At 64.6% G+C, this 12,492-nt stretch carries 13 protein-coding genes; 12 read left to right on the plus strand and 1 reads right to left on the minus strand.

What is annotated here, in order from left to right; all coding sequences use genetic code 11:
• Positions 1-57: 57 nt before the first annotated feature.
• On the plus strand, positions 58-552 hold the full coding sequence (locus FNL56_RS00660; protein ID WP_143571175.1) for a universal stress protein: 495 nt from the start codon (positions 58-60) through the stop codon (positions 550-552).
• Positions 553-796: 244 nt separating this feature from the next.
• Positions 797-1,366: a NifU family protein gene (locus FNL56_RS00665; protein ID WP_143571176.1), complete on the plus strand. Its 570-nt coding sequence runs from the start codon at positions 797-799 to the stop codon at positions 1,364-1,366.
• 119 nt (positions 1,367-1,485) lie between these two features.
• On the opposite strand, the gene FNL56_RS00670 is transcribed toward FNL56_RS00665, so the two are convergent.
• On the minus strand, positions 1,486-3,165 hold the full coding sequence (locus FNL56_RS00670; RefSeq protein ID WP_143571177.1) for a methyl-accepting chemotaxis protein: 1,680 nt from the start codon (positions 3,163-3,165) through the stop codon (positions 1,486-1,488).
• Positions 3,166-3,560: 395 nt separating this feature from the next.
• On the opposite strand from FNL56_RS00670, the gene tsaB reads away from it, so the two are divergent.
• From tsaB to FNL56_RS00720, 10 genes are all read left to right on the plus strand, one after another.
• On the plus strand, positions 3,561-4,268 hold the full coding sequence (gene tsaB, locus FNL56_RS00675) for a tRNA (adenosine(37)-N6)-threonylcarbamoyltransferase complex dimerization subunit type 1 TsaB (protein ID WP_143571178.1): 708 nt from the start codon (positions 3,561-3,563) through the stop codon (positions 4,266-4,268).
• Positions 4,265-4,750, plus strand: a complete 486-nt coding sequence (rimI, locus tag FNL56_RS00680) for a ribosomal protein S18-alanine N-acetyltransferase (RefSeq protein WP_143571179.1) — start codon at positions 4,265-4,267, stop codon at positions 4,748-4,750. Before tsaB ends, rimI begins: the two co-directional genes overlap by 4 nt.
• 45 nt (positions 4,751-4,795) lie before the next feature.
• Complete coding sequence (locus FNL56_RS00685) at positions 4,796-5,251, plus strand: Fur family transcriptional regulator (RefSeq protein WP_143571180.1); 456 nt, start codon at positions 4,796-4,798, stop codon at positions 5,249-5,251.
• Positions 5,248-5,937, plus strand: coding sequence for an HAD family hydrolase (locus tag FNL56_RS00690; protein ID WP_143571181.1), 690 nt, complete (start codon positions 5,248-5,250; stop codon positions 5,935-5,937). The genes FNL56_RS00685 and FNL56_RS00690 overlap by 4 nt, the downstream gene beginning before the upstream one ends.
• A 119-nt stretch (positions 5,938-6,056) precedes the next feature.
• Positions 6,057-7,454 carry a tRNA (N6-isopentenyl adenosine(37)-C2)-methylthiotransferase MiaB gene (gene miaB / locus FNL56_RS00695; protein ID WP_143571182.1) on the plus strand — a complete coding sequence of 466 codons (1,398 nt, stop codon included), beginning with the start codon at positions 6,057-6,059 and terminating at the stop codon, positions 7,452-7,454.
• Between the two features lie 4 nt (positions 7,455-7,458).
• On the plus strand, positions 7,459-8,508 hold the full coding sequence (locus FNL56_RS00700) for a PhoH family protein (protein WP_143571183.1): 1,050 nt from the start codon (positions 7,459-7,461) through the stop codon (positions 8,506-8,508).
• 62 nt (positions 8,509-8,570) lie between these two features.
• Positions 8,571-9,104: an rRNA maturation RNase YbeY gene (ybeY, locus tag FNL56_RS00705; RefSeq protein WP_143571184.1), complete on the plus strand. Its 534-nt coding sequence runs from the start codon at positions 8,571-8,573 to the stop codon at positions 9,102-9,104.
• Position 9,105: 1 nt separating this feature from the next.
• Positions 9,106-10,209: a hemolysin family protein gene (locus FNL56_RS00710; RefSeq protein WP_143571185.1), complete on the plus strand. Its 1,104-nt coding sequence runs from the start codon at positions 9,106-9,108 to the stop codon at positions 10,207-10,209.
• Positions 10,206-11,813, plus strand: a complete 1,608-nt coding sequence (gene lnt, locus FNL56_RS00715; protein ID WP_246660829.1) for an apolipoprotein N-acyltransferase — start codon at positions 10,206-10,208, stop codon at positions 11,811-11,813. The genes FNL56_RS00710 and lnt overlap by 4 nt, the downstream gene beginning before the upstream one ends.
• Before the next feature lie 253 nt (positions 11,814-12,066).
• Positions 12,067-12,483: a helix-turn-helix domain-containing protein gene (locus FNL56_RS00720; RefSeq protein WP_143571186.1), complete on the plus strand. Its 417-nt coding sequence runs from the start codon at positions 12,067-12,069 to the stop codon at positions 12,481-12,483.
• Positions 12,484-12,492 lie beyond the last annotated feature (9 nt).

Raw genomic sequence — 12,492 nt, forward strand, 5'->3', positions numbered from 1 at the left:
GGCCGCCGCATGGCAGCATGGTTGCGTTCGGTCGCGCGGCTCGGTATCGGGACATCCATGAGCACCCAGCGAAGAAGCTATGAGAGCGGCCACAAGCCGAAATGCCTGGTCGTGGTCGACGACAGCGAGGAATGGGACCGCGCGGTGTATTATGCCAGCCGCTGGGCGGTCCGGGTCGGCGGCGGCGTGGTGATGCTGCGCGTGATCGAGACCGAGGACCACAACCAGCAATGGCTGGGCGTCGCTGACATCATGCGTGCCGAGGCCGAGGAAGGCGCCAATCTGGCGCTCGACCGCGCCTCCGGCCGCGCCAACGGGCTTGCCGCGATCACCCCGGAACGGGTGATCCGCGAGGGCGACCCGACCGAGCAGATCCTCGACGTGATCGACAAGGACGAGGACATCGCGATGCTGGTGCTGGCCGCCTCCGGCGGGCCGGAAGGACCGGGTCCGATCGTCACCACGATGGCCAAGCTGGTCGGCACCTTCCCGATCCCGGTGACCATCGTCTCGGGCGCCCTGACGGACGCCGATATCGACGCGCTGTCGTAGGGCCAAAACTGTCATTCCGGGGCGCGGACGGCGCCAGCCGGGCGCGAACCCGGAATCTCGAGGTGGGACGATGAACATATCGAGGTTCCCCGCCGCTCCAAGCGGAGCGGCTGAGGTTCGCTCGCGCTGACGCGCTCTCACCCCGGAACGACAGTCAGTTCGTCCCTTGATCGTGCGTTTGCCGTCGCCATCTGCTAGGAATACCCCACGCGCCGGCCTTGAACCGGCGACGACGGAGAAAGCCATGTTCATCCAGACCGAAGCCACCCCCAATCCCGCCACCCTGAAATTCATTCCCGGCCGCGACGTGCTCGATTCCGGCACGATGGAATTCACCAGCCGCGACGCCGCCGCGAAATCGCCGCTCGCCGAAAAGCTGTTCGACGTGCCCGGCGTCACCGGCGTGTTCTACGGCTCCGACTTCGTCACCGTGACCAAGAACGACAGCGACTGGCAGCACATGAAGCCGGCGATCCTCGGCGCGATCATGGAGCACTACATGTCCGGCGCGCCGTTGATGGCCGACGGCAGCGTCAAGGGCGACGTGATGGAGGAAGGCGACGAGGAATTCTTCGCCGAGACCGACGCCGAGACCGTCGACATCATCAAGGACCTGATCGAGACGAGGGTGCGCCCCGCGGTGGCCGCCGACGGCGGCGACATCACCTTCCGCGGCTTCAAGGACGGCATCGTCTATCTCGCCATGAAGGGCGCCTGCTCCGGCTGCCCGTCCTCTACCGCAACGCTGCAGCACGGCATCCAGAACCTGCTCAAGCACTTCGTTCCGGGAGTCGTCGAAGTCCGCCCGATCTAACCATCGCAGGGTGGGTAAAAGCCCCGGCCGCGCAAAGCGCGGCGGGGTGCGCTCACCAACGCGTGATGCAGTAGTAGGTGGTGGGCACAGCGCGAAGAGCGCTTTTGCCCACTCTACAGCTATGCCGCCTGGCCAATGCTGGAGGCTTCTTCCGCCGCGCGCTGCATGCTCGATGACATTTCATTCGTCACCGTGTTCTGCTCCTCGATTGCCGCGGCCGTCGCCGTGACGTATTCGCTGACGTTCTGGATCTCCTGCTTGATGGCTTCCAGCGCTGCGACCACGTCGCCGGAAATGCCATTGAGGCTGCCGATCTCGGCACCGATCTTGTCGGTCGCCTGCTTGGCCTGGTTGGCCAGGTTTTTAACCTCCGACGCCACCACCGCAAAGCCGCGGCCCGCCTCGCCGGCGCGCGCCGATTCGATGGTCGCGTTGAGCGCCAGCAGGTTGATCTGGCCGGTGATGTTTCCGATCAGTTCGACGATGCCGCTCATCGCCTGCGCGGCGGCGTTCAGTCGCTGCGCCTGCTCGTCGGCCTGTTCGACCTTCTGCACCGCGGAGAGCGCCGTGTTCTTGGACTTCATCATCGCCTCGGAGATCTCGCGCACCGATGCGTTCAACTCTTCGGCGCCGGCCGCGACGGATTCCATCATGCCGCGGACGCGCTCGCTCTTCATGCGGGCGATTACCTGATCGGTGGTGACCGTCGCATATTTGACCACCTTGAACGGCTTGCCGTTGAGATCGAGAATCGGATTGTAGGATGCCTGGATCCAGACTTCGCGACCGCCCTTGCCGATCCGCTTGTACTCGGCTGCCTGATATTCGCCGCGCTTGAGGCTGGCCCAGAATTCGCGATAGGCCGCGCTGTCGCGCTCGGAGGGCTGCACGAACAGGCTGTGGTGCTTGCCCTGGATCTCGCCCAGCGAATAACCCATCGCATGCAGGAGATTGTTGTTGGCCGTGAGCACACGGCCGCTCATGTCGAATTCGATCACCGCCTGCGATTTTCCGATCGCTGCGATCTGGCCGGCGAGATCGGCAGTGGTGAGTTTCTGTTGGGTTACGTCCGTTGCGAACTTGACCACTTTGATCGGCTTGCCGTTGCTGTCGAGGATCGGATTGTAGGTGGCCTGGATCCAGACTTCGCGGCCGCCCTTGGCGATCCGCTTGTACTCGGCAACCAGAAACTCGCCGCGCTTGAGGCCGGCCCAGAACTCGCGATAGGCGGCGCTGTCGCGCATCGCCGGTTCAACGAACATGCTATGTTTCTGGCCTTGGATCTCCGACAGCGAATATCCGAGCGCCTTGAGGAAATTATCGTTGGCGGTGAGGATCGTCCCGTCCATATCGAATTCGATCACCGCCTGCGCCCTGCCGATGGCGACAACCTTCGCCATGGACTCCAGGTTTTGCAGCCGCAGCGTCGCGTCCGACCATTCGATGGTCGATCCTGCTGCTTTGGCGTCCTTGTCCTTGAGGGGGGTGGCGACGAGGTCGAAGGATTGCCCGCCGACATGGATCAAGGTCCGACGCGTCTTGGTCAGGCTTTCGATCATCTCGCGCTGATGCGCAGGATTTTTCTGGAACACATCGATCCTGCTGCCGATCAGCCCCGCCACATTGAAGCCCGGCAGCTCTTTGGCGATATCGGCTTCGGCCGCCCGCAAGAGACTCATGATCGCCTCGTTGAGGTAGACGATCTTGAAACCGGCATCCACGACCATCACGCTGGCGGTCAGGGCATCCATCGCCATAAATCTGGCGCGCTCAAATTGGGCGGGGCGGCGACTGAACATGCTTGAATATCCAAACTTGGAATTGCGGGAGAATTTGCTTGGATCAGATGCCCGTCATGAAATACATGCCCGATCCAGGAACATGCTCGACTGGATGCAGAATGGGCGGCGGCCGACAAATATTTGTTAAGCGGATGATCCGTAGTGGTACGGGAGTTCCCAGGTACCACGCGGAATCGTTGTGTCTCGATAACGCTTTGCAGCCGAATCAACAGCTTAACGGGACGGTCTGTTACCGGACTTTAGGGCCGAAGTGTACACACCTTGCTTCGGATCATGCTGGATTCAACGGCGGTGACGAAAGCTCGAATCCGGCCAGCATGCACGCCAGGATGGCTGCAACCGACCGGCCCTGACGGTACCCATTCGACGCCCGGCCATGGTAGAACTTGCGCATGTTCATTCTCGCCATCGACACCGCCCTCGACGCCTGCGCCGCCGGCATCCTCGACACCCGCTCCAGCCGGCTGATCGCGCACGAATCGCTTGCGATGAAGCGCGGCCATGCCGAAGCCTTGATGCCGCTGATCGCGCGGGTGATGGCCAGCTCCGGCATCGGCTTTGCCGATCTCGACCGCGTTGCAGTGACCACCGGCCCCGGCAGCTTCACCGGGCTGCGCGTCGGCCTGGCTGCCGCCCGCGGCATTGGCCTTGCCGCCGGCAAGCCCGTCGTCGGCGTGACGACCCTGACGGCCTTTGCCGCCCCCGTCGTGAGCCGCGACGCCGGCCATCCCGTGATCTCCGCGATCGATGCGCGGCACGACCATGTCTATTACCAGGTGGTGAGCAGCGACGGCGGCTCGCTGGTGCCGCCGAGGGTCGCCCCGATCGACGAGGCGCTGGAAGCTGCGCAATTCGGAGCGCCGCACATCGTCGGCAATGCCGCCGGCATTCTGGCCGCGCGCTGGCCGGCCGATACGCCACCACCGGTGCAGATCGATACCCAGCCTGCGCCAGAGATTGACTGGCTGGCCTGGCTTGGCGTCGCCGTCGATCCCGAGACCGCGCTGGCACGGCCCTATTACCTTCGCGCGCCCGACGCCAAGCCGCAGCTTGGCGCGGTGCCGCACGCCGTTGTGCCGAACGAAGCTGCCGCACCATGACCGGCTGGTGGGCGCGCTGGTTCGGCGGCGGCACGCCGGTCGTCGAACCCGCCACGTTGCGCGATGTCCGTCGGCTGGCGCAACTGCATGCGGCGTCCTTCCACCGCGGCTGGGGCGAAGGCGAATTCGAGCAGATGCTGCGCGAGCAAAACACATTGCTGCACCGGCTCCGGCAGGGTGGCCGCGTGATCGGCTTTGCGGTGTCGCGGCTTGCCGCCGACGAGGCGGAAATTCTCTCGATCGCCGTGGCACCGAGCCATCGCGGCCGCGGACTGTCACGCGACCTGTTCCTGACCCATCTCGGCCATCTGGCGGGACGCGGGGTGCACACCGTGTTCCTCGAGGTCGAGGAGAACAATCAGCCGGCGCGAAAATTGTACGAACGCGCCGGATTCGCCGTCGCCGGACGCCGCGAGCGTTATTACAAGGAGGCCGGCGGGGTCGAATTGAACGCCCTGGTGATGCGCCGCGACTTGTCCTGACCGGCGCGGAGTGGCAAAAGACGGCTCGCTACCGGAACCTCAATCATGACCGCCTTCAAGACATCGCCTTCGCCGAAGGCCACCGGAATCGAGGCGCGTTGCGCCGCGACCGGCATGCGGATGACCGAACAGCGCCGCGTCATCGCCCGCGTATTGGCCGATTCGCTGGATCATCCCGACGTCGAGGAATTGTATCGCCGCTGCATCGCGGTCGATGACAAGATCTCGATCTCGACGGTGTATCGCACCGTCAAATTGTTCGAGGACGCCGGCATCATCGAGCGCCATGATTTTCGCGAGGGCCGTGCGCGCTACGAGCAGATGCGCGACAGCCACCACGATCACCTGATCAATTTGCGCGACGGCACCGTGATCGAGTTCACCTCCGAGGAAATCGAGAAGCTGCAAGCCGAGGTCGCTGCCCGGCTCGGCTACAGACTGGTCGATCACCGCCTGGAACTGTATTGCGTGCCGCTCGACGACGACAAATCGACATCGTGAATTTCGATCTCGTCATTTTCGATTGCGACGGCGTGCTGGTGGACAGCGAGGCACTGGCCTGCGTGGTCCATGCCGAGGTGCTTACGGCGCATGGCTATGCGATCACGCCGGAGCAGGTGCATGAACGCTTCCTCGGCCGCTCGTCGCGCGAGGCGCGGTTCGAGGTCGAGACCGAAATGGGCCGCGTGCTGCCCGATGAATATACGGTGCAATTGAAGGCGACGATCGACCAGGTGTTCGGCGAGCAACTCACCCCGGTCCCGCATATCGCCGCGACGCTGTCGAAACTGACCCAGCGCGTCTGCGTGGCCTCTTCGGGCACGCCGACGCGTATCGTCAGCAGTCTCACCACCACCGGCCTGATCGACCGCTTCGCGCCCCACCTGTTTTCCGCGAGCCAGGTCGAGCGCGGCAAGCCGGCGCCGGACCTGTTTATGTTCGCCGCCGCGCAGATGGCCGTGGCGCCATCGCGCTGCCTGGTGATCGAGGACAGCCTGCCCGGCGTCAAAGCGGCGCGCGCCGCCGGCATGGCCGTGCTCGGCTTCCACGGCGGCGCCCATTGCGGCCCGGACACCGCGGCAACGCTGACGGAAGCGGGCGCGACGGCGACATTCGACGACATGCGGCTGTTGCCGGCACTGATTGCCGGGCTGCAGGCCCGCGCCGAAGCGGATATGCCCGGTTAAGCCTCTGTTAAACCTGACATTTCCTACCCGTGCTGGATTTCCCGGGCAATACACTATATTGAGCGCTGCATATTGAGCGCTGCGCAGCCTGCGCTGCTAGCTTCGAACATTCAGGTTCCATGACCGCGCCGCGCAAGCTGCATATCAAGTCCTACGGCTGCCAGATGAACGTCTACGATGCCCAGCGCATGGTCGATACGCTGGCGCCCGAAGGCTTTGTCGAGACATCGAGCGTCGATGACGCCGATCTCGTGATTCTCAATACCTGCCACATCCGCGAGAAGGCCTCCGAGAAGGTTTATTCCGAACTCGGACGGCTGCGCGTCGCCAAGGACGCCGCCGCACAGGGCGGACGGCAGATGAACATTGTCGTCGCCGGCTGCGTCGCGCAGGCCGAGGGCCAGGAGATCATCCGTCGCGCGCCGGTGGTCGACGTGGTGGTGGGGCCGCAGAGCTATCACAACCTGCCGCAACTACTGGCCAAGGCAAAGGCCGGCGGCCGCGCGCTGGACACCGAATTCCCCATCGATGACAAGTTCGGCTTCCTGCCGGCGCCGAAGCCGGCGGCGATCCGCGCGCGCGGCATTTCCTCATTCGTCACCGTGCAGGAAGGCTGCGACAAGTTCTGCACGTTCTGCGTGGTGCCCTATACGCGCGGCGCCGAAGTCTCGCGCCCCGTCGGCAAGATCGTCGATGACGTCATGCGCCTCGCCGACAATGGCGTCTGCGAAATCACGCTGATCGGCCAGAACGTCAACGGCTATCACGGCGAAGGCCCGGACGGACGACCGTGGCCGCTTGGCACGCTGCTTCGCCGGCTGGCCGAGATTCCGGGCATCGTGCGCCTGCGCTATTCCACCAGCCATCCGCGCGACGTCGAGGACAGCCTGATCGAGGCGCACCGCGATTTGCCGGAGCTGATGCCCTATGTGCATCTGCCGGTGCAGTCGGGCTCCGACCGCATTCTCGGCCTGATGAATCGTAAGCACACTGCCAAAGATTATCTGGAAGTCATCGAACGTTTTCGCGGCGCGCGCCAAGACATTGCTTTTACTTCCGATTTCATCGTCGGCTTTCCCGGCGAAACCGAGGAAGATTTCCAGGCGACGCTCGCGCTTGTCACGCAAATCGGTTACGCTGGTGCCTATTCGTTCAAGTATTCACCGCGGCCGGGCACGCCCGCTGCGGAAATGCCGGGAACGGTGTCAGCGGCAGTGATGGATGAGCGCTTGGTGCGACTTCAGGAACTGATCGACAGCCAGCAGTCGGCCTTCAACGCGGCGACGATTGGCCAGACCGTTGACGTGCTGTTCGAACGCGCCGCGCGCAATCCCGGCCAGATCGTTGGCCGCACGCCCTGGCTGCAGCCGGCCCATGTGATGGCCTCCGAGGACATTATCGGCAAGGTTTTGCCCGTCACCGTCACCAGCCTCGAGCGCTACAGCCTGCTCGGCCACCTCGCCACATCTCCAGTCCAAGCGTTGTCCGTTTTGCCTCACACCGTTATGGGAGCCTGAATTCTTGGCCAAAAGCGCATCGGATCTGCCCTCGCTCGCCGCCCGCAAGATTGAAACGCTGCCCCAGCCCGAGACGCAGGTCGTCATCGACTTCGACGACAACCGCGCGGCCTCCTCGCTGGTCGGGCCCTACGGCCAGAACCTCGCCATCGTCGAACGACGACTGAACGTCGTGGTGGATTCCCGCGGCAACCACATCACCCTGACCGGCACGCGCGATGCCTGCGATGCCGCCCGCCGCGTGCTCGAGACGCTGTACGCCCAGGCGGTGCAGGGCCACGACCTCGCGCCGGGCGAAGTCGAAGGTGCAATCCGCGCCACGCTGGCGCAGGGCTCGCTGTTCGCCTTCGACCCGAAGGCCAAGGCCTCGACCTTCGAGGCCATCAATCTGCGCAAGCGCCCGGTGCGCGCCCGCACGGCCGCGCAGGATACGTACATCCAGGCGCTGAAGAGCCATGAGCTGGTGTTCGGCATCGGCCCTGCCGGCACCGGCAAGACCTGGCTCGCGGTGGCGCAGGCCGCCGCGCTGTTCGAGCGCAAGGAAGTCGACCGCATCATCCTGTCGCGCCCGGCGGTGGAAGCCGGCGAACGGCTCGGCTTTTTGCCGGGCGATCTCCGCGAAAAGGTCGATCCCTATCTGCGCCCGATCTACGACGCGCTCTATGACCTGATGGATTCGCGCATCGTCGAGCGCGCGTTGCAGACCGGCGAGATCGAGATCGCGCCGCTCGCCTTCATGCGCGGGCGCACGCTGACCAATGCAGCGATCATTCTCGACGAGGCACAGAATACCACCTCGATGCAGATGAAGATGTTTCTGACCCGGCTTGGCGAAAACAGCCGCATGATCATTACCGGCGATCCCAGCCAGGTCGATCTGCCGCCCGGCCAGACCTCGGGCCTGGCGGAGGCCGCGCGGCTGCTCGACGGCGTGCAGGGCATCGCGCAGGTCAAATTCTCCGCCGAAGACGTGATCCGCCACGAACTGGTGGCGCGGATCGTCGCTGCCTATGAGGGAATTCCGCAAAAGCCCGCGGTACCCAAGAAGGCCTGATGCCCTATAACAGAATGGGCCGACCCGATGTCGGGTTGGCCTGCGAAAGAAGTTTACTACCGATGACGACCCCCACACTGCCCGCGACCGAAGTCATGATCGTCGCCGATTGCTGGAACGCCGAGGCCGACGCCGAAGCGGTGATCTTTCGCGCGATCGAAGCCGCGGCCGCTCATGTCGACGCCGAAACCGGCGACGCCGAACTGGCCATCATGCTGACCGACGACGCCGGCATCCAGACGCTGAACAAGAACTGGCGCGGCATCGACAAGCCGACCAACGTGCTCTCTTTCCCGGCGGTGCAGCCGCCGTCCGGCGTCGAGCCGGATGACACCGACACGCCGCGCATGCTCGGCGACATCGCGATCGCCTATGAGACGACGCGGCGCGAAGCCGACGGGGAAGAAAAGACGTTCGAGCATCACCTCAGCCATCTCGCCGTGCACGGCTTCCTGCATCTGATCGGCTACGATCACGAGAACGACGATCAAGCCGAGGCGATGGAAGCGCTGGAGCGCGAGATCCTGGCGCAACTCGGCATTGCCGATCCCTATGCGGATCGGGAGCCCGTTGCCAGCCAGGACCGGGTGACCTGAGATGCCCGACGGCGACAGTAGCGACACCACGATCATCAGCAATCTGCCTGCGGTGATCCACACCGGCGAGGTGATGCGCCCCTCCGCCGAAGGCTGGCTGACCCGCGCGATCCGCTCGCTGTTCGGCTGGAAGCCCGGCTCGGTGCGCGACGACCTGCAGGTGGTGCTCGATGCCTCGACGCCCGACGAGACCGGCTTCTCGACCATCGAGCGCACCATGCTGCGCAACATCCTCGGCCTGCACGAACGCCGCATCGCCGACGTCATGATTCATCGCGCCGACATCGTCGCCGTGAAGCAGGACATTCCGCTCGGCGAATTGATGGGCCTGTTCGAGAGCGCCGCGCATTCGCGCCTCGTGGTCTATGACGAGACGCTCGACGACCCCGTCGGCATCGTCCACATCCGCGACCTCTTGGCCTTCATGACCGAGAAGGCGCGCACGGTCGTGCCCTCGACGGCCAAGCGCAAGAAGCCGACGACCGCGGGGCTCGACCTGCGCTCGATCGATCTGGCGCAGAAGGTTTCCGAAACCGGCATCATCCGCAAATTGCTCTACGTGCCGCCGTCGATGCGTGCGATCGATCTTCTGGCCCAGATGCAGGCGGCGCGGATTCATCTGGCGCTGGTGGTCGATGAATATGGCGGCACCGACGGCCTGGTCTCGATCGAGGACATCGTCGAGCAGATCGTCGGCGAGATCGACGACGAGCACGACAGCGACGAGCCCCCCTCGATCGTCAAACAGGGCGACAGCTTCATCGCCGACGCGCGCGCCAGCCTCGAGGACGTCGTCGCCATGGTCGGCGAGGATTTCGACACCGGCGAAGCCGGCGAGGAGGTCGATACGCTGGGCGGCTACCTGGTCACCCATGTCGGCCGGCTGCCGGTGCGCGGCGAGGTGATCTCCGGGCCCGGCAATTTCGAGATCGAAGTGCTCGACGCCGATCCGCGCCGCGTCAAGAAGCTGCGTATCGGGCCGCGCAAGGAGCGCCCGGTGGTGCGGCCGCGGGGTCGTCGCGACAGCGGCAATGACGCAGCGAGCCCGCCGCAGGCCAATGACAATTCCACAGCGCGGCCGGGCGACAGCGCGGGTTCACCGTGATCCCCCGTCCGCTGCGCAACCTCGCTCTGTCGATCATCCTGGCCTGGGGCTGGAAGCGCGCCGGCATTGCGCTTCTCGCCGGCATCGTGTCGTCGCTGGCAATGGCGCCGTTCAACGCCTGGCCGGTGCTGTTCTTGACGTTCCCGATCGTGGTCTGGCTGATCGACGGCTCCGCCGCCGGCCGGATGCAGGGCGTTCCCGCCGCGGCGATGGCCGGCTGGTGGTTCGGCTTCGGTTATTTCGTGCCCGGCCTGTACTGGATCGGCTACGCCTTCCTGGTCGATGCCGACACCTTCGCCTGGCTGCTGCCGGCGGCCATCGGCGGCCTGCCCGCTTATCTCGCGCTGTTCACCGCGGCAGGTTTTGCATTGGCGCGGCTGTTGTGGACGAAAGATGCCACCCGCGTGCTGGCGCTGGCCGCCAGCCTGACCATTGGTGAATGGCTGCGTGGCCATGTGCTGACCGGCTTCCCCTGGAACAGTTTCGGCTATGCCCTCAGCGAACCGCTGGCGCTGGCGCAGATCGCGTCGCTGATCGGGCTGTGGGGCATGACGTTTGTAGCAGTGGCGATCTTCGCCGCACCCGCGATCCTGATCGACGGCCCCTCGCGGACGGCGCGGCCCTGGCTGCCGCTGGCGCTCGCCGTGGCGCTGCTGGTCGGGATGGGCACGTTCGGCGTGATCCGGCTGTCGCGCACGCCGACGCAACTGGTCGCGGGCGTCAAGCTGCGCATCATGCAACCGAATCTCGCGCAGGACGTCCGCTTCAACTATGCCGCCAAGGCGGAGGTGATGAAGCAATATCTCGCGCTGTCGGACCGCGCCACCGGGCCGGATTCCAGCGGCGTCGGCGACGCCAGCATCCTGATCTGGCCGGAATCGGCCTTTCCGTTCTTCCTCACGCGCGAGGCGGACGCGATGGCACAGATCGCAGCCTTGCTGCCGAAAGGCACCACGCTGGTCACCGGCGCCGTGCGCCCGCCCGACCAGCCGCCCGGCACAAGGGTGACGCGGGCCTATAATTCGATCTTCGTGATCGATGACGAAGGCAGCATCGTTTCGGCCTATGACAAACTACATCTGGTGCCGTTCGGCGAATATCTGCCGTTTCAGGAATTTGCCGAAAAGATCGGTCTCCAGCAACTCACCAAGCAGGTCGGCGGATTCATCCCCGGCACGCGCCGGCGATCCCTCGAGATTCCCGGCGCCCCGCGCATGCTGCCGCTGATCTGCTACGAAGCGATCTTCCCCAATGATATCACCTCGCCCGACGACCGCCCGGGCTGGATCGTCAACCTCACCAATGACGGCTGGTTCGGCATTTCCACAGGCCCCTATCAGCATCTGCAACAGACGCGGATGCGCGCGGTCGAAGAAGGCCTGCCGATCGTTCGAGCAGCGAACACCGGCATCTCGGCGGTGATCGATCCGGTCGGCCGCATCACAGCGAAACTCGACCTCGGTGTCGAAGGCGTGCTCGACGCTGGTCTGCCGGCTGCCATCGCACCGACGCTTTACGCGCGGATGAGAGATATTCCAGCTTTGATATTTGTAGCTCTCGGCATCCTCGTTGCAGTGCGACGGCGCACGGCGGCGCGGGCATAGACCTGCGTCGCGGAGCCCGCCTGCGCCGGCCGGATAATATTTGAGCATGTTTCGACGGCTGCTTTCTCACCTTCTGAGAAAAGCCCGGCCTGCTGTACAAACTTTTCGCTTAGGAAGATCTGCGGGAACAGTATAATCACGTTCGATTTGCGGGCTCGGTTGCCGCAAACCCGGGCATGCGACGGATCGGCTTGGGTCGCATGTTGAACATCTTCCGAGCAGGCAATCTGAACTAAACTGGGAGTGAATTGGAATGTCGGCCAAAACGCCCAATCCGGTTGACAAATATGTTGGCAGCCGTGTGCGGATGCGGCGCATCATGCTCGGCATGAGCCAGGAAAAACTTGGCGAAGCGCTCGGCCTCACCTTCCAGCAGGTGCAGAAATACGAGAAGGGCACCAACCGCGTCGGCGCCAGCCGGCTGCAGCAGATTTCCGAAATCCTGCAGGTGCCGGTGTCGTTCCTGTTCGAAGGTGGCCCCGGCGCCATCCTGCACGCCGACGGGTTCAGCGAAGCCTCCTCGCCGGCCTACGTGTCGGATTTCCTCGCCACCTCCGAGGGCTTGGCGCTGACCCGCGCCTTCACCCGCATCACCGATGCCAAGCTTCGCCGCAGCATCGTCGACATGGTCGAGCAGATCGCCGCCCGCGAGGCGCCGGACGAACGCTGAATTCCTTCG

It is taken from the genome of Tardiphaga sp. vice304 (assembly GCF_007018905.1).
Taxonomy (GTDB): Bacteria; Pseudomonadota; Alphaproteobacteria; order Rhizobiales; family Xanthobacteraceae; genus Tardiphaga.

Coding starts and splice junctions, on each gene's coding strand:
- FNL56_RS00660 (WP_143571175.1), top strand. CDS start 58: ATGAGCACCCAGCGAAGAAGCTATGAGAGCGGCCACAAGCCGAAATGC.
- FNL56_RS00665 (WP_143571176.1), top strand. CDS start 797: ATGTTCATCCAGACCGAAGCCACCCCCAATCCCGCCACCCTGAAATTC.
- FNL56_RS00670 (WP_143571177.1), bottom strand. CDS start 3,165: ATGTTCAGTCGCCGCCCCGCCCAATTTGAGCGCGCCAGATTTATGGCG.
- tsaB (WP_143571178.1), top strand. CDS start 3,561: ATGTTCATTCTCGCCATCGACACCGCCCTCGACGCCTGCGCCGCCGGC.
- rimI (WP_143571179.1), top strand. CDS start 4,265: ATGACCGGCTGGTGGGCGCGCTGGTTCGGCGGCGGCACGCCGGTCGTC.
- FNL56_RS00685 (WP_143571180.1), top strand. CDS start 4,796: ATGACCGCCTTCAAGACATCGCCTTCGCCGAAGGCCACCGGAATCGAG.
- miaB (WP_143571182.1), top strand. CDS start 6,057: ATGACCGCGCCGCGCAAGCTGCATATCAAGTCCTACGGCTGCCAGATG.
- ybeY (WP_143571184.1), top strand. CDS start 8,571: ATGACGACCCCCACACTGCCCGCGACCGAAGTCATGATCGTCGCCGAT.
- FNL56_RS00710 (WP_143571185.1), top strand. CDS start 9,106: ATGCCCGACGGCGACAGTAGCGACACCACGATCATCAGCAATCTGCCT.
- FNL56_RS00720 (WP_143571186.1), top strand. CDS start 12,067: ATGTCGGCCAAAACGCCCAATCCGGTTGACAAATATGTTGGCAGCCGT.